This is a genomic window from Variovorax boronicumulans, assembly GCF_040544675.1.
GTDB classification, from domain to species: domain Bacteria; phylum Pseudomonadota; class Gammaproteobacteria; order Burkholderiales; family Burkholderiaceae_C; genus Variovorax; species Variovorax boronicumulans_D.
The window spans coordinates 1-22,903 of the sequence record NZ_JBEPKK010000002.1 but is presented as its reverse complement, the minus strand read 5'-3'; the positions used below and the strand labels follow the sequence as shown (position 1 = coordinate 22,903).

Below are 22,903 nucleotides of genomic sequence, written 5' to 3'. Positions count from 1 at the left end.
TGTGTGGGGAGGGGTACGTCAGGCCAACCAGCGTTTGCGCCGCTTGTAGCTCTTCACATCGCGAAAGCTCTTGCGGTCCGCGCCTCCGACGCCCAGGTAGAACTCCTTGACGTCTTCGTTCTCGCGCAGGCTCTTGGCCTCGCCGTCCATCACGATGCGGCCGTTCTCCAGGATGTAGCCGTAGTCGGCGTAGCGCAGCGCCATGTTGGTGTTCTGTTCGGCGAGCAGGAAGGTCACCTTCTCCTTGGTGTTGAGGTCCTTCACGATCTCGAACACCTCCTCGACGATCTGCGGTGCGAGGCCCATCGAAGGTTCGTCCAGCAGCACCATCGTCGGGTTGGCCATCAGGGCGCGGCCGATGGCGCACATCTGCTGCTCGCCGCCCGAGGTGTAGGCCGCCTGCGAGGTGCGGCGTGTCTTCAGACGCGGGAAGTATGCGTAGACCTTGTCCAGCGTCTGCTGCACCGCGGCCTTGCCGTCGGTGCGCGTGTAGGCGCCGGTCATCAGGTTTTCCTCGATGGTCAGGTGGGCGAAGCAGTGGCGGCCTTCCATCACCTGGATCAGCCCGCGCTTGACCAGCTCGGCCGGCGACAGCGCCTCGATGCGGTCGCCGCGCAGCTCGATGGTGCCCTTGGTCACCGCGCCGCGCTCGCCCGCGAGCAGGTTGCTCACCGCGCGCAGCGTGGTCGTCTTGCCCGCGCCGTTGCCGCCGAGCAGCGCCACGATGCCGCCTTCGGGCACCGTGAGCGACACGCCCTTGAGCACGAGGATGACGTGGTTGTAGATGACCTCGATGCCGTTGACGTTGAGAAGTATGTTGGGTTCGCTCATGGTGTGGTCCGAAGCATTCGAAAGAACAGCGAGAGGGCTGTCCTTGCGAATGGCGGCTCCTGCGAGCCGCCACGGCACCTTCAGTGCATCAAGACTGGCAGTCCGCCGCGTCGCGGCGCGTCAGCTTCTTCTCGCCGGCGTACTTCTCGGCGGCCGTCTTCACCATCGGCTTGATGATCTGTTCGTCGGCCTCATACCAGTCGGACATGCCGCCCCACTTGGCGCCGTCCCAGGTGTGGACGCGCGCCCAGCTGGAGCCCATGTGGTCCTGGCACGAAGTGCTCAGCGGACGCATCACGCCCGAGAAGCCCAGCGCGTCCAGCTTCTTCTGGTCGAGTGCAAGGTTCTCCATGCCCCAGCGCACTTGCTCGCCGGTCATGACCTTGCCCTTGCCGAAGCGCTCCTGCGCGCGCTTGACCGCCTCGATGCCCAGCATCTGGATGATCACGCCGCGGGTGTAGAGCACCGAGCCCACTTCGTCCTTGGGGCCGCTGCCCTGGCCCTTGTCGTGCACCTGCTTGAGGATCTCCTGGATCACCTTGGGCTGCGTGCCCGAGGTGTTGAGCGCGAGCGCGTTGTAGCCCTTGGCGTTGGCGCCCACGTCCTTCACGTCGGGCTCGGCGCCGGCCCACCACACGCCGTACATCTTCTCGCGCGGGTAGCCCGTGGCCACGGCTTCCTTGAGGGCGGTGGAGTTCATCACGCCCCAGCCCCACAGCAGCACGAAGTCGGGACGCGACTGGCGCACCTGCAGCCAGGCCGATTTCTGTTCCACGCCGGGCGCGGTCACCGGAATCAGCGAGAGCTCGAAACCGTTCTGCTTGGCGCGCTCCTGCAGCAGCGGAATCGGCTCCTTGCCGAACGGCGAGTCGTGGTAGACGAGGGCGATCTTCTTGCCCTTGAGCTTGTCCATGCCGCCTTCTTTTTTGCCGATGTGCTGGATCAGGATGTCGGCCGCGGTCCAGTAGCTGCCCATGAGCGGGAAGTTCCACTTGAACACGCCGCCGTCCTGCGAGGCCGACAGGCCGTAGCCCAGCGTGATCAGCGGGATCTTGTCGGTGAGCACCTTGTCGGTCAGCGCAAAGGTGATGCCGGTGGCCTGCGGGTCGAACAGCGACACGCCGGGGCGGCCCTTCAGCCGCTCGTAGCATTCGACGCCCTTGTCGGTGGCGTAGCCGGTCTCGCATTCTTCAAAGGCGATCTTCACGCCGTTGATGCCGCCGGTGGCGTTGACGTACTTGATGTAGTCCTGCTTGCCGTTGGCCCATGGCGTGCCGTTGGGCGCATAGGGGCCGGTGCGGTAGACCAGAAGCGGAAAGAACTGCTCCTTGGCCTGAGCCTGCGCGATGGATGGCGCGAGCATGGCGCCGAGGGTGCTGGCCACCAGGGCGGCGGTCAGAGCGAGCGATTTCAGTTTCATGCCTGTCTCCTTTTGTGGGCACCTGGGTGCCGGGTTTTTTACGAACGAACGAACGGGAACTCGGAAGCGAAAAATCAATGCGGGAAGGGCCAGAGGCGCAGCTTCTCCTTGGCCGTGGACCACAGCCGCGCAAGGCCGTGCGGCTCGACGATCAAAAAGAACACGATCAGCGCGCCGAAGATCATGGTCTCCAGGTGCGAGGCCAGCGCGGTCGAGATCGAGAAGCCCAGCCACGCGGGCAGCTGGTTCAGAAAGAGCGGCAGCAGCACGATGAAGGCGGCGCCGAAGAAGCTGCCCATGATCGAGCCGAGTCCGCCGATGATCACCATGAACAGCAGCTGGAACGAACGGTCGATGCTGAACGCCGCCGGCTCCCACGCACCCAGGTGAATGAAGCCCCACAGCGCGCCGGCCACGCCGACGATGAAGCTGCTCACCGCAAAGGCCGTGAGCTTGGCGTACACCGGGCGGATGCCGATCACCGCGGCGGCCACGTCCATGTCGCGCATGGCCATCCATTCGCGGCCGATGGCGCTGCGCACCAGGTTCTTGGCGAGCAGCGCGAACACCACCACGAAGACCAGGCAAAACAGGTACTTCTGGATCGGCGACTCGATGGGCACGCCGAACACGTTGAGGCCCGCCACGCTCACCGAACCCGACGACGAGTTGTTGGTGAACCACTGGATGCGCAGGAACGCCCAGTCGGTGAAGAACTGCGCGGCCAGCGTGGCCACTGCCAGGTAGAGGCCCTTGATGCGCAGGCTCGGAATGCCGAAGAGCACGCCGATCACCGTGGCGCACAGGCCCCCCAGCAGCATCGAGGCGATAAGCGGCATGCCCTCGATGCGCACCTGGAAGTTGTAGGCCGCGTACGCGCCCACCGCCATGAAGGCGCCGGTGCCCAGCGAGATCTGTCCGCAGTAGCCCACCAGGATGTTGAGGCCCAGCGCCGCGAGCGACAGGATCAGGAAGGGCGTGAGGATGGCGCGCATCCAGTAGTCGGACACGCCCAGCGGCACCACGACGAAGGCCACGAGCAGCAGCACCAGCATCGCGAGGCGGTCCTGCGCGATCGGGAAGATCTGTTGGTCGGCGCGGTAGCTCGACTTGAACTGGCCGTTTTCTCTGTAGAACATGGCTCAGACCCGATCAATGATTTTTTCGCCGAACAAGCCCTGGGGCCGCACCAGCAGGAAGACGAGCGCCAACACGTAGGCAAACCAGATCTCGATGCCGCCACCGAGCATGGGGCCGAGATAGATCTCAGACAGCTTCTCGCCCACGCCGATCAAGAGGCCGCCGATGATGGCGCCCGGAATCGAAGTGAGCCCGCCCAGGATCACCACCGGCAGCGCCTTCAGCGCCACCAGCGACAGCGAGAACTGCACGCCCAGCTTCGAGCCCCAGATGATCCCGGCCACCAGTGCCGAGAAGCCGGCCACCGACCACACGATGACCCAGATGCGCGAGAGCGGAATGCCGATGGACTGCGCGGCCTGGTGGTCGTCGGCCACGGCACGCAGCGCGCGACCGGTGGCGGTCTTCTGGAAGAAGATGGCCAGCACCACCACGAGCGCCGCCGACACCGCCGCGGCCGCCAGGTCTTCCTGGCTCAGCAGCAGGCCGCCGGGGAAGGTGCTTTCCAGCACCATCAGCGGCTCCTTGGGCATGCCCACGTCGATCTTGTAGATGTCGTTGCCGAAGATGGTCTGGCCTACGCCGTCCAGGAAGTAGGCGATGCCCAGCGTGGCCATGAGCAGCGTGATGCCTTCCTGGTTCACCAGCTTGCTGAGCGCGAGCCGCTCGATGAGCCAGGCCACCACGATCATCACCGCCATGGCCGCGATGAAGGCCAGGATGTTCGCGAGGATCAGGCTCTGGAAGCCGAACCACAGCGGGAACCATTCGGAGAAGCGCGCCATGGCCAGCGCCGCGAAAAGCACCATCGCACCCTGCGCGAAGTTGAAGACACCCGAGGCCTTGTAGATCAGCACGAAGCCGATGGCGATCAGCGAATAGAGCATGCCGGCCATGAGGCCGCCGAAGAGGGTTTCGAGGAAAAAGCCCATGTCAGTGTCTTTCTTGTTTTTCTCCCTCCCCTTCCGGGGGAGGGTTGGGGTGGGGGCACGCGGCGCTTGAGGAGGCGCGGCTGTTCAGTGAGGGCTGTCGTGCCCCCATCCCAGCCTTCCCCCGGGAGGGGAAGGAGCAATGCGTCCGGGTCGGGTGCGGCATGGTGTCAGTGCTCCACGCCGAGGTATGCCCGGATCACGTCTTCGTTGTTCCGCACTTCATCCGGCGTGCCGTCGCCGATCTTCTTGCCGTAGTCCAGCACCACCACGCGGTCGGAGATGTCCATCACCACGCCCATGTCGTGCTCGATGAGAACGATGGTTGCGCCGAACTCGTCGTTCACGTCGAGGATGAAGCGGCTCATGTCCTGCTTTTCCTCGACGTTCATGCCGGCCATGGGTTCGTCGAGCAGCAGCACCTGCGGTTCCATCGCGAGCGCGCGGCCCAGGTCGACGCGCTTCTGCAGGCCGTAGGGCAGGCGGCCCACCGGTGTCTTGCGGTGCGCCTGGATTTCCAGGAAGTCGATGATGTGCTCGACGAATTCGCGGTGCGCAAGCTCCTCGCGTTCGGCCGGACCCCAGCGCAGGGCCTGGGCGAGCAGGCCGCTCTTCATCTTGAGGTTGCGCCCCGTCATGATGTTGTCGAGCACGCTCATGCCCTTGAAAAGCGCCAGGTTCTGGAAGGTGCGCGCCACGCCCATCTCGGCCACCTGGCGCGAGTTCATGTGCTTGAAGGTCTGGCCGCGGAATGTGATGGAGCCCTGCTGCGGCCAGTACACGCCGTTGATGCAGTTGAGCATCGAGCTCTTGCCCGCGCCGTTGGGGCCGATGATGGCGCGCACCTCGTGCTCGCGCACGTTGAAGCTGATGTCCGTCAGCGCCTTGACGCCGCCGAAACTCAAGCTGATGTTCTGCACGTCGAGGATGACCTCGCCGATCTTCCGGTTGCTCATGCCGCTGCCTTCACGATGGGGAAGGTCTTGACCTCGACGATCTTCAGCGTGGCGTTGACCACGCCTGTGCGTCCGTCCTCGAACTTGACCTGGGTCTCGATGTACTGCTCGGTCTTGCCGCCGTAGAGCGCATCGACCAGCACCGCGTATTTCTCGGCGATGAAGCCGCGCCGCACCTTGCGCGTGCGGGTGAGTTCGTCGTCGTCGGGGTCCAGCTCCTTGTGCAGCACCAGGAAGCGCGCGATCTGCGTCTCGCCCATGCCGTCTTCGCCCGCCAGGTCGGCGTTGACCTTGGCGATGCATTCGGCAATCAGCGCCAGCACCTCGGGTTTGCCGGCCAGGTCGACGTAGCCGCCGTAGGCGAGACCACGGCGCTCGGCCCAGTTGCCCACCGCTTCGAAGTCGATGTTGATCGCCGCGCACACCTCGTCGCGTGCGTTGCCGAAGCACACCGCTTCCTTGATCTGCGGAAAGAACTTGAGCTTGTTCTCGATGTAGTTGGGCGCAAAGATCGCGCCGCTCACAAGACGGCCCACATCCTTGGCGCGGTCGATGATGCGCAGGTGCCCCTCGCTGTCGAGCACGCCCGCATCGCCGGTGTGGAAGTAGCCGTTGGCATCGAGCACCTCGGCGGTGGCGTCGGGGCGCTTGTAGTACTCCTTGAGCACCGACACGCCGCGCACCAGCACCTCGCCGTCTTCGGCGATCTTCAATTCGATGCCGGGTGCTGCCGTGCCCACGGTCTGCAGCTTGACCTTGCCGTCCTGCTGCAGGCACACGTACGCGCAGGTCTCGGTCTGGCCGTAGAACTGCTTGAGGTTCACGCCGATGGAGCGATAGAAGCGGAACAGGTCCGGCCCGATGGCCGCGCCGGCCGTGTACGCCACGCGGATGCGGCTCATGCCCAGCACGTTGCGCAGCGGCCCGTAGATCAGCAGATTGCCCAGGCCATACATCAGCCGGTCGCCCGTGCTCACCGGCGCGCCGTTGAGGATGTCGGCGCCCACGCGCTGCGCGAGCGCCATGAACTTCGCATAGAGCCAGCGCTTCGGCCGCGCCGCGTCTTCCATGCGGATCGACACCGCGGTGAGCAGCCCTTCGAAGGTGCGCGGCGGGCCGAAGTAGTAGCTCGGGCCGATCTCGCGCATGTCGTTCATCACCGTCTCGGCCGATTCGGGGCAGTTGAGCGTGAAGCCGCCCACCAGCCATTGCGCGACGGAGAACAGGTGGTCGCCCACCCACGCCATCGGCAGGTAGCTCATGATGTTGTCGCCGGGGCCCAGCCTGTCGGTCTGCACGCCGCCGCGGCCCGCCGCGATGAAGCTGGCATGCGTCTGGCAAACGCCCTTGGGGCGGCCGGTGGTGCCCGAGGTGTAGAGGATCACGCCGACATCGGTGGCTTCGCCGCTCGCCACCGTGCGGTCGTAGTGGCCGACGTTGGCCTTGTCGAATTCGCGGCCCAGCGCGCGCAGTTGCTCGTAGCTCATGAGCCCGGGCTGGTCGTAGTGGCGCAGGCCCTTGGGGTCGTCGTAGATGATGTGGCGGATGCCGTGCTGCTGGTCTTTTTGCAGCTCGCGGCACTCGAGCAGCTTGTCGACCTGCTCCTGGTCTTCGACGATCACGAAATCGATGGCCGCGTCCTGCAGCATGAAGACCATCTCGCTGGCCACCGCGTCCTGGTACAGCGGCACCGGCACGCCGCGCAGGCTCTGCGCAGCGACCACCGCCATGTACAGGTGCGGCCGGTTGGCGCCCACGATGGCCAGGTTGTCGAAGGCCTTGAAGCCGAGGCTCGCGAGGCCGCAGGCCATCTCGCGCACCTCTTCTGCCACGGCGTTCCAGGTCCAGGTCTGCCAGATGCCGAGGTCTTTCTCGCGCACGGCGGGCGACTCGGGCTGGGCCTGGGCATGCGCGAGCAGCAGCCGGGGGAAGGTTGGGTCGTTTGTTTGCACAGTGGGCGGATCGTAGGCTTCACTTTGACGTCAGGGTGTCGTTCCGACGACAATCCTAGGGACACTACTCCCCGGAGTTTCCCGATGCCTCAGGGCCATCTTCTCGACAGTTCATCGCGCAAGGTACTGGCCAACTCCATCAAGGACCGCGTGCGTCCGGCCAATGCCGCCGAGCTCGACGGCATCCCCTGGCTGCCCACGCTCACGCCCGCCGAACGCCGCCGCGCCGAAGCCGCGCTGGTGGTGGGCGAGGCCGAGCCCGGCGACTTGGTCTGCCGCGTCGGCCGCTCGCCCACCTACTGGTTCGGCGTGGTCGAGGGCCTGCTCAAGATGAGCAACGACAACGCCGACGGCGGCTCGGTCACCTACACCGGCGTGCCGCCCGGCGGCTGGTTCGGCGAAGGCACGGTGATGAAGCGCGAGCCCTACCGCTACAACATCCAGGCGCTGCGCCGCAGCGTGGTGGCGGGGCTGCCGATCGAGAGCTTCCACTGGCTGCTGGACCACTCCATCGGCTTCAACCGCTTCGTGATGAACCAGCTCAACGAACGGCTCGGCCAGTTCATCGCGGCGCTGGAGATCGACCGGCTCAACAACCCCGACGCACGCGTGGCGCGCAACCTGGTGTCGCTGTTCAACCCGGTGCTGTACCCGGGCGTGGGCGAGGTGCTGCGCATCACGCAGCAGGAACTGGCGTACCTGGTGGGCCTGTCGCGCCAGCGGGTGAACGAGGCGCTCAACGGGCTCTCGGCGCAGGGCTTGATACGGGTGGAGTACGGTGGGCTGCGCGTGCTCGACCTGCCGGGCCTGCGCGCGACCGCGATGTCGAACAAGAAGAACGCCTCGGCGGAAACGGAAGACACATGACCCTCAAAGACCAGATCCAGGTGGTGCCCGCGAATGCGGAAGCGGTCTTCATTCCACCGCCCGAAGCGACGAAGGCCAAAGCCCAGGACACCGGCCCGACGCTGGAGGAAGCCATCGCGCGCAACGAGGCGTTGACCGAGAAGATCGACGCGCTCGACGCCATCCTCGCCAAGCCGCTCAGCGAGATCCTTGCCGATCGCGAGAAGGCCGAAGAGGCCGCCCTCGCGTGGGACCGCTTCGGCGCGATGTGGATGCTGTCGCAGCGCGCGATGCGGCGCGTGGCGCTCGACCTGGCCGCGCAGCTCGGCGTGAGCGAGGAAGAAGTCATCGCGCGTGCGATGACGAATGCCAACGCAGTGCTCAACGGCGCGGACGAAGTCGACCTGGGCGGCACCATCGCGCCCGCGCAGCTGCAGCACATCGCGCGGCATCGCGCTTTCCTGCGCAAGCAGTTCCGTACCGGTTGAGCCTCAGGGGCTCTCGATACCGCTTAACCTCCCCGCCTTCGTTCAAGAAAGACTTTCCCCGATGACCGCTGCTTCCCACCTCACCCTCATCACCGGCGCCTCGCGCGGCCTGGGCCGTGCCATGGCCGAACAGCTGCTGCAGGCCGGCCATGCGGTGATCGGCATTTCGCGCAAGCAGGATGCGCAACTCGCCGAGATCGCCAAGGCCGCTGGCGCCGAGCTCACACAATGGGAGCAGGACCTGTCCGACCCCGTTGCCGCCGCCGCCCGCGTGTCGGCATGGCTCAAGACCGTCGATGCGCAGCGCTTCGACAGCGTGACCCTCATCAACAACGCCGGCACCGTCGGCAACCCCGCGCCGCTGGCCAGCGCCGTGACCGGCGAGCTGTCGCTGGCGCTGCGCATCGGCCTCGAAGCGCCGATGCTGCTGACCGCCGCGTTCCTGGGCGGCACGCGCGAATGGCGTGGCACACGCAAGGTGCTGAACATCTCCTCGGGCCTGGGCCGCAACGCGATGGGCAGCCAGGCGCCGTATTGCGCCTCCAAGGCCGGCATGGACCGTTTCTCTCAGGCCGTGGCGCTCGAGGAAGCGGCCGCGCCGAACGGCGCGCGCATCGTCTCGCTCGCGCCCGGCATCATTGATACCGACATGCAGGTGCAGCTGCGCGGCGCATCGGCAGAGAACTTTCCGGACCGCACACGCTTCGTGAGCATGAAGGAAGAAGGCCGCCTCGACAGCCCCGCCACCGCGGCCGCCAAGGTACTCAAGTACCTGGCGCGCGAAGACTTCGGCACCAACCCCGTGGCCGACGTGCGCGACCCGGCCTGAACGCCTTCACTACCGAGAACGAGCACGCCCATGGCCACCGCAAAGTCGATAGACACCAACGACTACAAGCTCTTCCCGTCGCCGAGGAACGTGCACCGCGTCATCTTCGAACACCAGGTCTTCGTGCCGTACCCGTACGCGCTGATCGTGATGGACGAGTTCTACTTCAAGGGCCGCTACAGCCTGTTCTCGGCGTGCAGGATGAGCGACGGGAAGATGGGGCAGGTGGTGACGTTCGAGCTTGAGTCGGATGTGGAGATCTTCAACGCGAAGTTCGTGCCGGATTGAAGTGCACGTGTCGCTGACTTGTCCCCTCTCCCCTTGGGGAGAGGGTCAGGGTGAGGGTTACGGCCCTCGCATACGCACGGCTCTATGTGGGCGGCGCCTGTTTTTGCGTCCGTCTTGATAAAGGTGAGTACTACGGCCTGAGCTACTTGGATTGGCGGCACGCACAGTACGCTGGCGGTACGTGAGCGAATCTTGGGAAGTCGGAGTACGGCCATGACCGGTCATTCGCGAAAGGCGCCAAATCTGACTGTCTCTGCGCTCAGCGGCTCGTGCAGCGAAATTGGTCTGGAGCGCACCTTTGCTGACCGCCTTGCTTCTTCTCCTTCTAGATGAATCCTCCACCAACTCACGTACCCGGAAAGCCATATCACTTCTTCTCTATCCCGCTAATGATTCAGCCGGACCTGTGGGACGAGAAGACATCAGTAATATTTCGCGGTGTCCAGTTTTCCGTGCTCTACATGATTCCTGTGCTGATCATGTCCGTCATCATCCCGCTTGTAGTGTTGTTCCCCGCCATGGACTTCCGAGAGATCGGAGCACTCCTTGCTGCGGCCCCGTTCTGGATTCTTGCTGGCTACTTCCTACTAGCTCTCGGCGTCGGATTATTTGTTGGTCTCTATCATTACTCCGATTTCTTGAAATTCACTGGTCACCAGTCTATTCATTGAGATTGACGGCACTCAGCCACAACCAGTCGCTCACTCTGCCAGGCAAAATTCGGCCGAAACCAAGCAAATATGACGCACCCCAACAAGCGCGACTCTGAAATAGTGGTGGAACTCGCGCAGACCTGCGCAAGGCTCATGTTGGAGAAGTTTCCTGGTTGGTCACGTATGTTTTTTCGGTACTACATCGACGAGCTGCAGGACAGCGCCAGTGCGTCGTTTGAGCGGGCCGGTGAGGTAACGCTTCTGAGCGCCATGAAGGAGGGGCCGTTCTACGAGGGGATGACTGAATTGGCCCGCGAGCTACGGGAGAGCGGTGTGAGCTTCAAAGTTCTACTTCTCACTATGAACTCCAACTTTGACTACCGCGTGGACTACGAACAGACGAGTCCTGACCGCTGGAGGATCACTAAGCTGAACGGCGCTACCGGTATTCCTGTGGGTTTGGACTGACGAGTCATGCGTCACCCACCGCCCTCCGGCTTCAGTCGGCCAGAACCGGTCGCTCAATGCTGCGGCAAGATCTGTAGGAAGCCGATCAAAAACACAATAGAAGATCGATGAAAACAGAGCCGAAATCTGCTCCGCCACTGCAGGCAGAGAAGGACTTCCGAGCATTCCTACGGAAGCAAGGACCGCTGCTCAAGTCCATGAAGCTATGCGACGCATGGCCTGCGGTACTGGAATTTCACCGCGAGTCGGTTGATAAGTATTCGGTTTTGACCCCGGAAGGTGAAGGGGTCACATTCGATGCGCATCTAGGGACGGCAGACAGGGGAGTTCGATTTGAAGTCGCGATCAATCGTCTTTTTCGCCCCTTGCCAGAAGATGCGTCGGCAGGCCGGTGGCCCGCTGTCCGGCTGTCTCTTCGCTTGCAGTACACGCTGGATATGACGGAAATCCAGTATTTGAATCGACACCAAGCCTATGGGGTCGGTCAGGCATTTGTGAGTTGGTCGGATGCCTCACTCAATGAGTTCGTGCAACAGGTGGAAGCGAGTGACGCATTCACGACCTTTCGTCAGGCCGCACCGATCGAAGTCCGCCTTTCGGCTGATCTGTGTAGCTACTCACGACTGGAACCCACGCCCGATCCGACAAGAGGGCTTTGGTGGGGTGTTTTCGGTACCTGAGGACGATATCCTCTGCAGCGAAGAGGATGATCAATGTGAGCCTCTCTTCGATTTCGGTCATCGGCCAAAAGCAGACATTTAGACAAGATTTCCCATGTCTTCAGCACTTGCCTTCTACGACCACATTTGCTGGGGGACTAGCACCGCGGTTCACGACATCCTCGGGAGGGCGGCATCGATTGCATCTGAGCGCTATGGGGCCAGCGACCCGGTGTCAGAGCTACTTGCACGAGAGCTAGCAGAGTACTGGGGAGGCAAGGTCGTCAGCCTGAGTGAAGCCGATCTGCCTGTCGATCAGCTTTTTGAGGTTCTCACCGCCGCGCGCGAGCAAGCTTTCGCGAGTGATGAGTTCACTACGATGGGTCGGAGCTGGCTCACTGACGCAATGGCGACGTTCTGCAAGGAAGTGGAAACGGCTGCCAAGCCGCCACGACGAAGTGTGCCTAAGTAGCACGGTGCCGTGTGGCTCCGCGTGCACCTTCTCACATCCACAGACATGGCAAGATTCGGCCGATTGTGTTGAAAAACTCGCCTTGAATCCAGCCTGCGCTGGCGATCCCACAGGGTTCGCAGTCGAGTTGGCGATTCGTGAGTTCGTGGCAGCCTTGCAGACTCACCTCAAGCCGTCTTCATCGCCGCAGATGGCATCAACCACTTGGCCATTCGCCTGAGGTTCTGGGCTGTGGCAGCCATCAAGAATTCATCTTGCGCACCGCTGAGCCCGCGAAGCCGGAGTCGATCCAGCTTCATGATGCGCTTGAGGTGTGCGAACAGCATCTCCACCTTCTTGCGCTTCCTGCGCGACTGTCTGTACTGCGGTGTCTGCGCGATGGACCGTGCCACCTCACGAGCGCCCTCGTGGATGCTGCGGGCGATCTTTCGGAAGGGCGTGCTCGGGCAGCAGCGATCCTTCATCTCACAGGCGCCGCAGTCTGTCTGGCTCGCTCGATAAATAACGGTGTCGGCCTTGGTGATGCGAGTGCGCGGCGTTGTGAACTGCCGCCGGTCGTTGCGCAACGCACTGCCTTCAGGGCAAACACAGCTGATCTTGAACGGTGCTCCGACCCATCATGATGCGTACCTCCATCGATGATCAAGGGCATGCAAACCGTGAGCCAGTTCTAGAATTCGAGGGAGTTTTTCAACACAATCGGCCATGAGCAGACCTTCGGCGCAGCCTTAGACCTAGACCGCAATCCGATCCTTCAAACGCATTTGAACCACATGCAACCCTTGATCGTCCCTCCGGCAGCACAGCGCGACGAAAAATCGATTCAGATGCTCAGCGCATGGGTAGCCGAGAAGGGACTGCATTGCTCCCTCAAAATTGGCATGTGGCAAGAGAACGGTCGTAGTGAGGCTCCCGCGTGGGGCATATTGCTGGCTGACACAATCCGCCACATCGCCAACGCGCTTCAGGAGAGCTATGGGCAGGCGGCGCCAGATACTGTCGCCTCTATCCTTGAGGCGCTGCAAAACGAACTCGATGCGCCGACATCGGCGACGAAGGGCGACTTCAGTCCCGGACACTCTTAGCAGATCAGCAATCCATCGCGATAGCCGGACGCCCAAATCCGGCCAACATCGGACATTTGCCAACACCCTCAAGCCATCGCGTCGCCGCATTCAAGCTGGCCTCGATCGAGAATCAAATGTTTCATCGAACTGCAGTTCTCATCCTGACAGCGTGCCTCGGCTTATCGGCCCACGCCGACCCGAAACCCAGCCTTGCCTACGATGACGGATTCGTTTGGTACTTGTCCGGTCGCCTCGCGGCCGACCTCATCCGATTCCAGGCAACCGCGCGTGCCCAGCCACAACCGGAGGGAGAGGTGGCCGCTCAACGCGCCGATCTTGAGGTCCTCTATCACCGCTATCTCATCGACTGCAAAGGGCCGCTTCCAGAACTCGCCAAAGTGCTTGGGGTATCAGAACTGGAAAAGTCGGCGACGCCTACGTCCTACCTCGCTATCGCGGGCAGTAGGGAGTACAAAATTTGGCCCATCGTCCGGCGATGGAACGACACCGTCATGCTGACCCTCGTTGACACATATGCAAAGGGCAACTACGGAATCTTGCCGGACTGCGTCCTCGAAGAGTTTCGGAGACAGAATCCGTTGGCCGTACCGTCAACAAGATGACGTCTACAGTCGGCCAGGAGCAGACACTAAATATCGACATGACAAAGCTGCTGACTATCAATCTTCGACGCGGCATCCCTGCGCCGGAAGCGGTTCCTCATCAAGCGGATCTGACTAGGCTATTTGACGACTTGAACGTTGAACTCAATGAGGGACAGCTTTGCGAACCGAATTGGGGGCGGATGAGGGTCACCCTTCGAGATGATCGGGAAAGCCCTGCGGGGTTGACCGACTTCATCATGACCGTCCCCTTTTGGATCGTCTCACGGCGGTTTGCGCTCCTCTTGGAAGCGCATCGGTGCCAATGCGAGTTTCTTCCCCTAGAAATTACCTATCGGAAGAAGATGTTGACGGGCGAGTTTTTTGCACTAAATGTTTTGGCGGTGGAGGACGCGGCGATCGATTTGACTCATTCAGAGTTTGATCCTCGACTACTTAAGCATGGCTTGGTGAGGGACGTGACGAAGCTCGTTCTCAAGCCCGATGCATTGACCTCTACGCCGCTCGCATACCTGCCGCAAATTGGCCAGATTGCAGTGCAAGATGAACTGTCGCAAGAATTTGAACGAGAACTCGTTGGCGTGAAATTACTAGATCCCGCAGCCTTCACAAATTGATGAGGAGTATCAGTTACTAACGCTGATTCCTGCGCAAACATCTGCTTTGCACCGGTTCAGCCCTCCGTCTCGAGTGACCGCTATGGAGAATACCCACCGGCCGCATAGGCTCCTCAAGAGACATCGAACTTCGCCGCGCCGCGGACCCTCACCCCAACCCTCTCCCCAAGGGGGATAGGGAGCAAGACAAGCTCACTGCATCGCGAACCGATCCCGCTGCGCCTGCGCGCATTCACCCATCACGTTCAACGCACGCGACACCGCGGGCGTGCCGATGACGAACGGATTGGCTCCGTTCGCCAACTGCTTCTGCTGTCGCAGCGCCGCCAGCCGGGTCTGCGAGCTGTCCATAGCCGAATGGTTCGACAGCAGCACATCGACGTTCTGCGCCTTCACCACGGTGTCCATGCGCCGGGTGGCGCCGATGTAGCTCTCCAGCCGCGGCAGGTTCTTGCCGAAGTTGAAGGCGGTGCCGCCCCAGAGCATCGCGCGGTGCTTCCGGCCGTTCGCGCTCACGTCGAAAACGGGCGAGATCGTGCCCATGGTGTGGCCCGGCGTGATGTAGAGCGTGAGGGTGGTGTCGCCCAGCGTGAGGCGGTCGCCGTCCTTGGCCGACACATCGCCCGGGCCGCGCTTGGGCGGGGCGCCCCAGACCGGCGTTGCGAACTCGAGCTTGGTCTCGGTCATCGTCCAGTCGGCCTCGCTCATCACCACGCGGGCACGGTACTTCTGCGCAAGGTAGGGCGCACCGCCGTAGTGGTCGCCGTGGCCGTGCGTGACCACCACGTACTTGATCTGCGCCGGATCGAGCCCGAGCCTGCGCATGCCGCCTTCGATGAGCGCGGCCGCCTCCATCTGGTTGTTGAGCGCATCGATGAGGATGATGCCGTCCGAGGTCTTGATCGCCCAGGCGCTCACCCAGTCGGCGCCCACGAAGTAGAGGTTGTCGAAGGCCTTGCCCGGCGGCGGTGCGGGCTTGTCGATGAGCGCCTTCAGGCCCTTGTCCAGCTCGGCCTGCGGCGGCTGCGCGGCGGGCGCGGGCTTGCACAGCGACAGGAACGGCGTGAGGTCGGTGCCGGCCGTGCGCGTGGCGGCGGCGACGTGTGCGGCCACGGTGGCTTCCGAAGGCGCTTGTTGCTGCGCCGGCGTTTGCGCGCAGCCCTGGATGAAAGCGGCAACCGCTGCCAGGGCGGTTGTCTTCAGCAGCAGCAGGGTGCGTGAGTTCTCGCGAAGAAATGCCATCGGTGTCTCCATGCCGTCATTGCGGCCCGTTGTGGAGACACCATTCTGCGGCTGCGAGGCTTATTCGATGGTCGCGCCCGAGGCTTGCACGATGCCCTTCCACTTGTCGTAGTCCGTCTTCAACAGCGTGCCGAACTGTTCGGGCGTCATGCTCTGCGGCTCCGCGCCCTGGGCGATGATGGCGGCCTTCATTTCGGGCGTGGCCAGGAGCTTGTTGATCTCGGTGTTCAGCGTGGCAACGATGTCCTTGGGCGTGCCGGCCGGCACGAAGACGCCGTACCAGGTGCTCACGTCGAAGTCCTTGTAGCCGAGCTCGGCCACGGTGGGCGTGTCGGGCAGCGAGGTGCTGCGCTTGGCGGAGGTGACGGCCAGCGGGCGCAGCTTGCCGGCCTTGATCTGCGCCATGGCCGAGGGCACCGACGACACCATCAGGTCGACGTTGCCTGCGAGCACATCCATCATGGCCGCGTTGGAGCCCTTGTAGGGCACGTGGCGCATCTTGATCTTGGCGGCGCCGTTGAAGATCTCGCCGGCCAGGTGGATGGTGGTGCCGTTGCCGGGCGAGCCATAAGTGACGGTGTCGGGCGCGGCGCGCGCGGCCTTCACCACGTCGTCCAGCGTCTTGAACTTCGAGTTGGCCTGCGTGACGATCACCACCGGCGTGTAGGCCACATGGGCCACCGCCGTGAGGTCCTTCACCGGGCTGTAGCTCAGGTTCTTGTAGAGCCAGGGCGCGACGACCATGTTGTCCTTCTGGCCCATCACGATGTCGTAGCCCGTGGGCGCGGCGCGCGCTGCCTCGGCAATGCCGATGGTGCCGCCGGCGCCGCCGCGGTTGTCGGGCACCACGGTCCAGTGGTTGGTTTCGGTGAGCTTCTGCGCGACAAGGCGCGCCAGGATGTCGGTGCCGCCGCCGGGCGGGAAGGGCACGATCATGCGGATGGGCTTGGCGGGGTAGGCCTGCGCGTGCGCGGTGGTGGCGAACGTGAGCGAAGCGGCCAGCGGAAGCGCCAGCGCGAAGGCCAGCGAGCGGGTGAATTTGCTGATGATCATGGGTTTGTCTCTTGGTCTGAACGGATCGGTGATTGCAGCAGTGTCGATGGAGCGCCTTGGGGCCTCACTGCACCGAGGGTGCAGTGTGCCGGAAGCGGCAATGCGGTGTTTTCGCGGTTCGCGATGGGCCTCGTATCGGACGGCGGCGACTTGACAGAGGCATTTCGGCGCCGAAGATGAAACGCCGACTCACGCACACACAGACAGGAGACACCCATGCTCGCAAACATCGATGCCGTGGCCAATCTCGCGGTGAAAGACCTCGCGGTGGCCCGCAGCTTCTACGAAGACACGCTGGGCCTCGCGCAGGTCGACGCGGAAGGCGACGAAGTCGTCGTCTACCGCAGCGGCAGCACGCGCATCAACGTGTACCGCTCGGCGTTCGCCGGCACGAACCAGGCGACGGCCGTGACGTGGCAGGTCGGTACGGATATCGAGCGCGTCGTCGCGGCCCTCAAGGCCAAGGGCGTGCGCTTCGAGCACTACGACATGCCCGATACGACGCTCGAAGGCGACCTCCATGTCATGGGCGACATGAAGGTCGCGTGGTTCAAGGACCCGGACGGGAACATCCTGAACCTGATCAACGGCTGATCGATCAGCCGAAGTTCTTGGCGGCGAAGTCCCAGTTGACCAGCTTGGCCAGGAAGGTCTCGACGAACTTCGGGCGCAGGTTGCGGTAGTCGATGTAGTAGGCGTGTTCCCAGACGTCCACGGTCAGCAGTGCGGTGTCTGCAGTCGTCAGCGGCGTGCCGGCGGCGCCGGTGTTCACGATGTCCACCGATCCGTCAGCCTTCTTCACGAGCCACGTCCAGCCCGAACCGAAGTTGCCCACGGCCGACTTCACGAAGGCTTCCTTGAAGGCGTCGTAGCTGCCCCACTTGGCATCGATGGCCTTGGCCAGCGCGCCGGTGGGAGTGCCGCCGCCCTGGGGCTTCATGCAGTTCCAGAAGAAGGTGTGGTTCCAGATCTGGGCGGCGTTGTTATAGATGCCGCCGCTGGCCTTCTTGATGATCTCTTCGAGCGTGAGGGCTTCGAACTCGGTGCCCTTTTGCAGGTTGTTGAGGTTCACCACATAGGCGTTGTGGTGCTTGCCGTAGTGGTATTCGAGCGTCTCTTGCGAGTATTCAGGTGCCAGCGCGTCCAGGGCGTAGGGCAGGGGTGGGAGCTTGTGTTCCATCGTGGGTTCCTTGTGGTTGGTTGTGGAGAAAGGGGTTGTCAGGGTTGGGGCTTGGGGCTCACCTGGTAGGCGCAGCGCCGTGCGCCGGCGAGCACATGCTCGACGCGGCTGACACTCACCTCGGGGCCCAGCACTTCGTCGAAGAGTTGCAGCTCGCTCCGGCAAAAGCCGGTGCAGGCGCGCGCCGCGGTGCAGATGGGGCAATGGTTCTCGATGAAGAGAAAGCCGTCGCCCTCGGGCCGGAACTCGGCCATGTAGCCTTCGCGGCTGCGGATCTCGGCCAGGCGCTCCAGCCGCGTCTTCAGGTTGCGCGCGCCGCGCATCGCCTCGGTGTAGGCGGCGCGCATGGCGTTCTCGCGCGCGCCGATCAGCTGGTCCATGCCCTTCTCGCCGAACACGCTGATCACCGCGCTGATCATCTGCACCGTCATTTCGGCGTGCGTGTCGGGAAAGCGCTTGTGGCCTTCGCCGGTGAGCCGCCAGATCTGCGTGGGCCGGCCGCGCCCGCTGGGCCGGCTTTCGGCATCCACCAGGCCTTCGGCCTCCAGCTTGGCCATCTGCTGGCGCACCGCTTCCACCGTGACGCCCAGCACCTTGGCGATGTCGGGAATGCCGAGCGCGCCGCGGGTCTTGAGCGTGGAGAGGATGCGGTCGGCCGGCTGGTGCGGCTGCCAGGCGGGCACGTGCGGCTTCGTGGGGGCGTGATGCATGGGGGAGGCTTGCCATTTATCAAGCAATTGCTTTGATTATTGGTTGAGGCCGGCCGTGCTGTCGAGTGCGCCACCGCAATGACCCCGCCCTGCTCCGGGCCATCCGGCGGAGCGGCGCGTTTTTACGCTTTCTTTATGCGGCCCCGCCGACTCTGTTCCCCGTTTTTACGCACCGCTGCCGAGACTGAAGGCCTTGTGTTTCGCTCCAGGAGCAATTGAATGGACATCGTCTGGATGGGCGCCTTGCTGGCGCTGTGGGTCGTGGTGGCGGCGATGGTCGTCGGGCTGAACAAGCTCGACGGTCAGCACCCGCAAAAAACGGGTAGCACCGGCAACGGAGACGCATCGTGATCAGCCTGCAAGTCCTGTACGGATTCGGCGCGCTGATCGCCGTGATCCTGTTCGCCTACCTCGTCTTCGCGCTGATCTGCGCCGAGGAATTCTGAAATGACCACCTCCGCCTGGGGCCTCCTGGCCTCCTTCCTCGCCGCACTCATCGTGCTGGCGTGGCCCGTCGGCAAGTTCCTCGCCGCGCTGTGCAACGAGCGCGTGCCGCGCTGGATGCAGCGCGTGGAAGCCCCGCTCTACAAGCTCGCGGGCACCGCGCCCGAGCGCTCGATGAACTGGCGCACCTATGCGCTGGCGCTCTTGGCCTTCAACCTCCTGGGCGCCGTCGTCGTCTACGCGCTGCAGCGCCTGCAGGGCGTGCTGCCGCTCAACCCCGCCGGTATGGGCGCGGTGTCGGCCGACTCGGCTTTCAACACCGCGGTGAGCTTCGTCAGCAACACCAACTGGCAGGGCTACGGCGGCGAATCGACCATGAGCTATCTCACGCAGATGCTCGGGCTGACGGTGCAGAACTTCTTCTCGGCCGCCACCGGCATCGCGGTGGCCTTTGCGCTGGTGCGCGGCTTTGCGCGCCGGGGCGAGGGCGCCGAGGGCAAGGGACTGGTGGGCAACTTCTGGGCCGACATCACCCGCATCACGCTGTGGGTGCTGGTGCCGCTGTCGTTCGTGCTCGCGGTGTTCTTCGTGGGCCAGGGCGTGATCCAGAACTTCGACACCTACAAGACGGTGAACACGGTGGAGACCACCGCCTTCCAGCAGCCGAAGACCGGCGCCGACGGCCAGCCGCTGAAGGACGACAAGGGCGCCCCGGTGATGGAAGACGCCACCACCAAGACGCAGACCCTCGCCATGGGCCCGGTCGCTTCGCAGGAAGCGATCAAGATGATCGGCACCAACGGCGGCGGCTTCTTCAACGCCAACTCGGCGCACCCGTATGAAAACCCGACCGCGCTGAGCAACCTGCTGCAGATGATCGCGATCTTCCTCATTCCCGCGGCGCTGTGCTTCGCCTTCGGCCGTGTGGTGGGCGACATGCGCCAGGGCTGGGCCGTGCTCGCTGCGATGACGATCATGTTCGTCGTCGCGGTGATGGTGGTCACGCCCGCCGAGCAGGCCGGCAATCCGCTGGTCGCATCGCTGGGCGTGGACCAGGTCTCCAGTGCGCTGCAGGCCGGCGGCAACATGGAAGGCAAGGAAGTGCGCTTCGGCATCGACGCCTCGGCCCTGTTTGCCGCCGTGACCACGGCCGCCTCGTGCGGCGCGGTCATCGCCATGCACGACTCGTTCACCCCGCTGGGCGGCATGGTGCCCATGGTTCTGATGCAACTGGGCGAAGTGGTGTTCGGCGGCGTCGGCAGCGGTCTCTACGGCATGCTGATCTTCGCGATGCTCGCGGTGTTCATTGCGGGCCTGATGATCGGCCGCACGCCCGAGTACCTGGGCAAGAAGATCGAAGTGCGCGAGATGAAGCTCATCTCCATCGCCATCCTGGTCACGCCCATCCTGGTGCTGGCCGGTACCGCGGTCGCGGTGATCGCGGGCGCCGGCAAGGCCGGCATCGCCAACCCCGGCGCGCATGGCTTCTCGGAAATCCTGTACGCGCTGACTTCCGCCGCCAACAACAACGGCAGCGCCTTCGCGGGCCTCTCGGCCAACACGCCGTTCTACAACGGCCTTCTCGGGCTGGCCATGTGGCTGGGCCGCTTCGCGATGATCGTGCCGGTGCTGGCCATTGCCGGTTCGCTGGCCGCCAAGAAGCGCCTGCCCGTCACCAGCGGCACGCTGCCCACGCACGGCCCGCTGTTCGTCTCTTTGCTGATCGGCACCGTGCTGCTGGTCGGCTTGCTCAACTATGTGCCGGCGCTGGCCCTGGGCCCGATCGTCGAACACCTGGTGCTCTGGAAATAAGGAGCCCGCCATGACTGCCAATACCAAAACCTCCCTCTCGCTGCTCGATGCAGCGCTGGTCAAGCCTGCCCTGTGGGGTGCCTTCGCCAAGCTGAACCCGCGCACCCAGTGGCGCAACCCGGTGATGTTCATCGTCTACATCGGGAGCATCCTCACCAGCCTGCTCTGGGTGCATTCGCTGAGCTTCCCGGGCGACACCGGCATGAAGCCCGCCTTCGTGCTCGCCGTGACCGTCTGGCTGTGGTTCACCGTGCTGTTCGCGAATTTCGCCGAAGCATTGGCCGAAGGCCGCAGCAAGGCGCAGGCCGCGTCGCTGCGCGGTCTTCGCAAGGACACCTGGGCCAAGAAGCTGCAGGAGCCGCACCACGGCGCGCAATGGCTGCCGGAACAGGCGCCCAACCTGCGCAAGGGCGACGTCGTGCTGGTGGAAACCGGCGACGTGATTCCGCTCGACGGCGAAGTGATCGAAGGCGTGGCCTCGGTCGACGAGAGCGCCATCACCGGCGAATCGGCACCCGTGGTGCGCGAATCGGGCGGCGATTTCTCGGCCGTGACCGGCGGCACGCGTGTGCTGTCCGACTGGCTGGTGGTGCGCATCTCTGTGAATCCGGGCGAGTCGTTCCTCGATCGCATGATCGGCATGGTCGAGGCGGCCAAGCGCCAGAAGACGCCCAACGAGATCGCGCTCACCATCCTGCTGGTCGCGCTGACGATCGTGTTCCTGATGGTCACCGTCACGCTGCTGCCGTTCTCGGTGTTCAGCGTGGAGGCCGCGGGTGCGGGCACCGTGGTGTCGCTCACCGCATTGGTGGCGCTGCTCGTCTGCCTGATCCCGACCACCATCGGCGGCCTGCTCTCGGCTGTCGGCGTGGCCGGCATGAGCCGCATGATGCAGGCCAACGTGATCGCCACCTCGGGCCGCGCGGTGGAAGCCGCCGGCGACGTCGATGTGCTGCTGCTCGACAAGACCGGCACCATCACGCACGGCAACCGCCAGGCCAGCGCCTTCCTGCCCGCACCTGGTGTGACCAAGGCCCGCCTGGCCCGCGCCGCGATGGTGGCCTCGCTGGCCGATGAAACGCCCGAGGGCCGGAGCATCGTCGACCTGGCCCGTCGCGATGGCCTCGAAGCCACGGCGGTCGAGGGCGCACGCTTCGTTCAGTTCACCGCGCAGACCCGCATGAGCGGCGCCGACCTGCCGGCCGCGCCCAACAGCCTGGACACCGACCTCATCCTGCTGCGCAAGGGCGCGGTCGAGGCGGTGCGCCGGCATGTCGAGGCACTGGGCGGCAGCATGCCCGCCGAGATGATGCGCGCGGCCGAAGAAACGTCTCGCCGTGGCAGCACGCCGCTGGCGGTTTCCGAAGGCAACCGCGTGCTGGGCGTGGTCGAGCTCAAGGACATCGTCAAGACCGGCATCAAGGAACGATTTGCCGAGCTGCGCCGCATGGGCATCAAGACGGTGATGATCACCGGCGACAACAAGCTCACGGCAGCCGCCATCGCCGCCGAAGCGGGCGTGGACGACTTCCTGGCCGAGGCCACGCCCGAAGACAAGCTCGCGCTGATCCGCAAGTACCAGTCCGAAGGCCGCCTGGTCGCGATGACCGGCGACGGCACCAACGACGCACCCGCCCTGGCGCAAGCCGACGTGGCCGTGGCCATGGGCAGCGGCACGCAGGCCGCCAAGGAGGCCGGCAACATGGTCGACCTGGACTCCAACCCGACCAAGCTGCTCGAAGTGGTGGAGACCGGCAAGGCGCTGCTCATGACGCGCGGCTCGCTCACCACCTTCTCGATCGCCAACGACGTGGCGAAGTACTTCGCGATCATTCCCGCGATTTTTGTCTCGACCTATCCGCAGCTGGGCGCGCTCAACGTGATGCAGCTGGCGAGCCCGTCGTCGGCGATCCTGTCGGCGGTGATCTTCAATGCGCTGGTCATCGTGTTCCTGATTCCGCTGGCGCTCAAGGGCGTGCGCTACCGGCCGGTGGGCGCCGCCGCGCTGCTGCGCCGCAACCTGGCCATCTACGGCCTGGGCGGCCTGGTCGTTCCCTTCATCGGCATCAAGTTGATCGACTGGCTGCTCGTGGCCGTCCATCTGGTTTGAGGAGCATCTGCATCATGAACAACAGCAACAGCAACAGCAACAGCAACAGCAACAGCAACAGCAACAGCAACAGCAACAGCAACAGCAACAGCAACAGCAACAGCAACAGCAACA

The 22,903-nt window shown here is 64.0% G+C and carries 26 protein-coding genes and 1 pseudogene; 16 read left to right on the top strand and 11 right to left on the bottom strand.

The window, feature by feature from the left end:
* Positions 1–18: 18 nt before the first annotated feature.
* From ABIC90_RS03400 to ABIC90_RS03375, 6 genes are all read right to left on the bottom strand, one after another.
* Complete coding sequence (locus ABIC90_RS03400; RefSeq protein WP_354352647.1) at positions 19–831, bottom strand: ABC transporter ATP-binding protein; 813 nt, start codon at positions 829–831, stop codon at positions 19–21.
* 88 nt (positions 832–919) lie between these two features.
* Complete coding sequence (locus ABIC90_RS03395) at positions 920–2,251, bottom strand: ABC transporter substrate-binding protein (protein ID WP_354352646.1); 1,332 nt, start codon at positions 2,249–2,251, stop codon at positions 920–922.
* A 74-nt stretch (positions 2,252–2,325) separates the two neighbouring features.
* A complete protein-coding gene (locus tag ABIC90_RS03390) occupies positions 2,326–3,390 on the bottom strand; it encodes a branched-chain amino acid ABC transporter permease (protein ID WP_354352645.1) in 1,065 nt (354 codons plus the stop codon).
* Positions 3,391–3,393: 3 nt separating this feature from the next.
* Complete coding sequence (locus ABIC90_RS03385) at positions 3,394–4,323, bottom strand: branched-chain amino acid ABC transporter permease (protein WP_354352644.1); 930 nt, start codon at positions 4,321–4,323, stop codon at positions 3,394–3,396.
* Positions 4,324–4,490: 167 nt separating this feature from the next.
* The gene (locus ABIC90_RS03380) at positions 4,491–5,276 is read right to left on the bottom strand and encodes an ABC transporter ATP-binding protein (protein ID WP_354352643.1); all 786 of its coding nucleotides are present in this window, start codon (positions 5,274–5,276) and stop codon (positions 4,491–4,493) included.
* On the bottom strand, positions 5,273–7,228 hold the full coding sequence (locus tag ABIC90_RS03375; protein WP_354352642.1) for an AMP-binding protein: 1,956 nt from the start codon (positions 7,226–7,228) through the stop codon (positions 5,273–5,275). Before ABIC90_RS03375 ends, ABIC90_RS03380 begins: the two co-directional genes overlap by 4 nt.
* An 84-nt stretch (positions 7,229–7,312) precedes the next feature.
* Between ABIC90_RS03375 and ABIC90_RS03370 the strand changes: the two genes are divergently transcribed.
* From ABIC90_RS03370 to ABIC90_RS03335, 8 genes are all read left to right on the top strand, one after another.
* The gene (locus ABIC90_RS03370) at positions 7,313–8,095 is read left to right on the top strand and encodes a Crp/Fnr family transcriptional regulator (RefSeq protein ID WP_354352641.1); all 783 of its coding nucleotides are present in this window, start codon (positions 7,313–7,315) and stop codon (positions 8,093–8,095) included.
* Positions 8,092–8,562, top strand: coding sequence for a hypothetical protein (locus tag ABIC90_RS03365; protein WP_354352640.1), 471 nt, complete (start codon positions 8,092–8,094; stop codon positions 8,560–8,562). Before ABIC90_RS03370 ends, ABIC90_RS03365 begins: the two co-directional genes overlap by 4 nt.
* Positions 8,563–8,623: 61 nt before the next feature.
* A complete protein-coding gene (locus ABIC90_RS03360; protein WP_354352639.1) occupies positions 8,624–9,391 on the top strand; it encodes an SDR family NAD(P)-dependent oxidoreductase in 768 nt (255 codons plus the stop codon).
* Between the two features lie 30 nt (positions 9,392–9,421).
* Complete coding sequence (locus tag ABIC90_RS03355) at positions 9,422–9,679, top strand: hypothetical protein (protein WP_354352638.1); 258 nt, start codon at positions 9,422–9,424, stop codon at positions 9,677–9,679.
* 329 nt (positions 9,680–10,008) lie between these two features.
* The gene (locus tag ABIC90_RS03350) at positions 10,009–10,350 is read left to right on the top strand and encodes a hypothetical protein (RefSeq protein ID WP_354352637.1); all 342 of its coding nucleotides are present in this window, start codon (positions 10,009–10,011) and stop codon (positions 10,348–10,350) included.
* Positions 10,351–10,419: 69 nt separating this feature from the next.
* A complete protein-coding gene (locus ABIC90_RS03345; RefSeq protein WP_354352636.1) occupies positions 10,420–10,800 on the top strand; it encodes a hypothetical protein in 381 nt (126 codons plus the stop codon).
* A 107-nt stretch (positions 10,801–10,907) separates the two neighbouring features.
* The gene (locus tag ABIC90_RS03340) at positions 10,908–11,480 is read left to right on the top strand and encodes a hypothetical protein (RefSeq protein ID WP_354352635.1); all 573 of its coding nucleotides are present in this window, start codon (positions 10,908–10,910) and stop codon (positions 11,478–11,480) included.
* 94 nt (positions 11,481–11,574) lie between these two features.
* The gene (locus ABIC90_RS03335; RefSeq protein ID WP_354352633.1) at positions 11,575–11,931 is read left to right on the top strand and encodes a hypothetical protein; all 357 of its coding nucleotides are present in this window, start codon (positions 11,575–11,577) and stop codon (positions 11,929–11,931) included.
* Between the two features lie 167 nt (positions 11,932–12,098).
* Here the strand turns inward: ABIC90_RS03335 and ABIC90_RS03330 are convergent.
* Positions 12,099–12,515 (bottom strand): annotated as a pseudogene (locus tag ABIC90_RS03330) (transposase); the annotation flags it as partial.
* Between the two features lie 189 nt (positions 12,516–12,704).
* Here ABIC90_RS03330 and ABIC90_RS03325 point away from each other — a divergent pair.
* The 3 genes from ABIC90_RS03325 to ABIC90_RS03315 are packed head-to-tail and all read left to right on the top strand — an operon-like array spanning position 12,705 to position 14,238.
* Positions 12,705–13,016 (top strand): DUF5076 domain-containing protein, encoded by a 312-nt coding sequence (locus ABIC90_RS03325; RefSeq protein ID WP_354352632.1) that lies wholly within the window; start codon positions 12,705–12,707, stop codon positions 13,014–13,016.
* A gap of 56 nt (positions 13,017–13,072) precedes the next feature.
* Positions 13,073–13,621 (top strand): hypothetical protein, encoded by a 549-nt coding sequence (locus ABIC90_RS03320; protein ID WP_354352631.1) that lies wholly within the window; start codon positions 13,073–13,075, stop codon positions 13,619–13,621.
* Between the two features lie 38 nt (positions 13,622–13,659).
* Positions 13,660–14,238 (top strand): imm11 family protein, encoded by a 579-nt coding sequence (locus ABIC90_RS03315; RefSeq protein WP_354352630.1) that lies wholly within the window; start codon positions 13,660–13,662, stop codon positions 14,236–14,238.
* Between the two features lie 192 nt (positions 14,239–14,430).
* Here ABIC90_RS03315 and ABIC90_RS03310 read toward each other — a convergent pair whose 3' ends face one another.
* Together ABIC90_RS03310 and ABIC90_RS03305 are read right to left on the bottom strand one after the other, a co-directional pair.
* Positions 14,431–15,480: an MBL fold metallo-hydrolase gene (locus tag ABIC90_RS03310; protein WP_354352629.1), complete on the bottom strand. Its 1,050-nt coding sequence runs from the start codon at positions 15,478–15,480 to the stop codon at positions 14,431–14,433.
* A gap of 60 nt (positions 15,481–15,540) precedes the next feature.
* Positions 15,541–16,530 carry a Bug family tripartite tricarboxylate transporter substrate binding protein gene (locus ABIC90_RS03305; RefSeq protein ID WP_436318170.1) on the bottom strand — a complete coding sequence of 330 codons (990 nt, stop codon included), beginning with the start codon at positions 16,528–16,530 and terminating at the stop codon, positions 15,541–15,543.
* A gap of 219 nt (positions 16,531–16,749) precedes the next feature.
* Here ABIC90_RS03305 and ABIC90_RS03300 point away from each other — a divergent pair, with 219 nt between their 5' ends.
* Positions 16,750–17,127 carry a VOC family protein gene (locus ABIC90_RS03300; protein WP_354352627.1) on the top strand — a complete coding sequence of 126 codons (378 nt, stop codon included), beginning with the start codon at positions 16,750–16,752 and terminating at the stop codon, positions 17,125–17,127.
* A gap of 4 nt (positions 17,128–17,131) precedes the next feature.
* Here the strand turns inward: ABIC90_RS03300 and ABIC90_RS03295 are convergent, their stop codons facing one another.
* Positions 17,132–17,713 (bottom strand): superoxide dismutase, encoded by a 582-nt coding sequence (locus tag ABIC90_RS03295; RefSeq protein WP_354352626.1) that lies wholly within the window; start codon positions 17,711–17,713, stop codon positions 17,132–17,134.
* Positions 17,714–17,751: 38 nt separating this feature from the next.
* Positions 17,752–18,423 (bottom strand): helix-turn-helix transcriptional regulator, encoded by a 672-nt coding sequence (locus ABIC90_RS03290; RefSeq protein WP_354352625.1) that lies wholly within the window; start codon positions 18,421–18,423, stop codon positions 17,752–17,754.
* A 219-nt stretch (positions 18,424–18,642) separates the two neighbouring features.
* Here ABIC90_RS03290 and ABIC90_RS03285 point away from each other — a divergent pair, with 219 nt between their 5' ends.
* Genes ABIC90_RS03285 through kdpB form a run of 4 tightly spaced genes read left to right on the top strand, consistent with a single transcriptional unit; the run spans position 18,643 to position 22,789 of the window.
* Positions 18,643–18,774 (top strand): hypothetical protein, encoded by a 132-nt coding sequence (locus ABIC90_RS03285; protein WP_354352623.1) that lies wholly within the window; start codon positions 18,643–18,645, stop codon positions 18,772–18,774.
* On the top strand, positions 18,771–18,869 hold the full coding sequence (gene kdpF, locus ABIC90_RS03280) for a K(+)-transporting ATPase subunit F (protein ID WP_042581336.1): 99 nt from the start codon (positions 18,771–18,773) through the stop codon (positions 18,867–18,869). Before ABIC90_RS03285 ends, kdpF begins: the two co-directional genes overlap by 4 nt.
* Position 18,870: 1 nt before the next feature.
* Positions 18,871–20,679: a potassium-transporting ATPase subunit KdpA gene (gene kdpA / locus ABIC90_RS03275; protein ID WP_354352622.1), complete on the top strand. Its 1,809-nt coding sequence runs from the start codon at positions 18,871–18,873 to the stop codon at positions 20,677–20,679.
* A 10-nt stretch (positions 20,680–20,689) separates the two neighbouring features.
* Positions 20,690–22,789: a potassium-transporting ATPase subunit KdpB gene (gene kdpB / locus ABIC90_RS03270; protein WP_354352621.1), complete on the top strand. Its 2,100-nt coding sequence runs from the start codon at positions 20,690–20,692 to the stop codon at positions 22,787–22,789.
* The last annotated feature ends 114 nt before the right edge of the window (positions 22,790–22,903 follow it).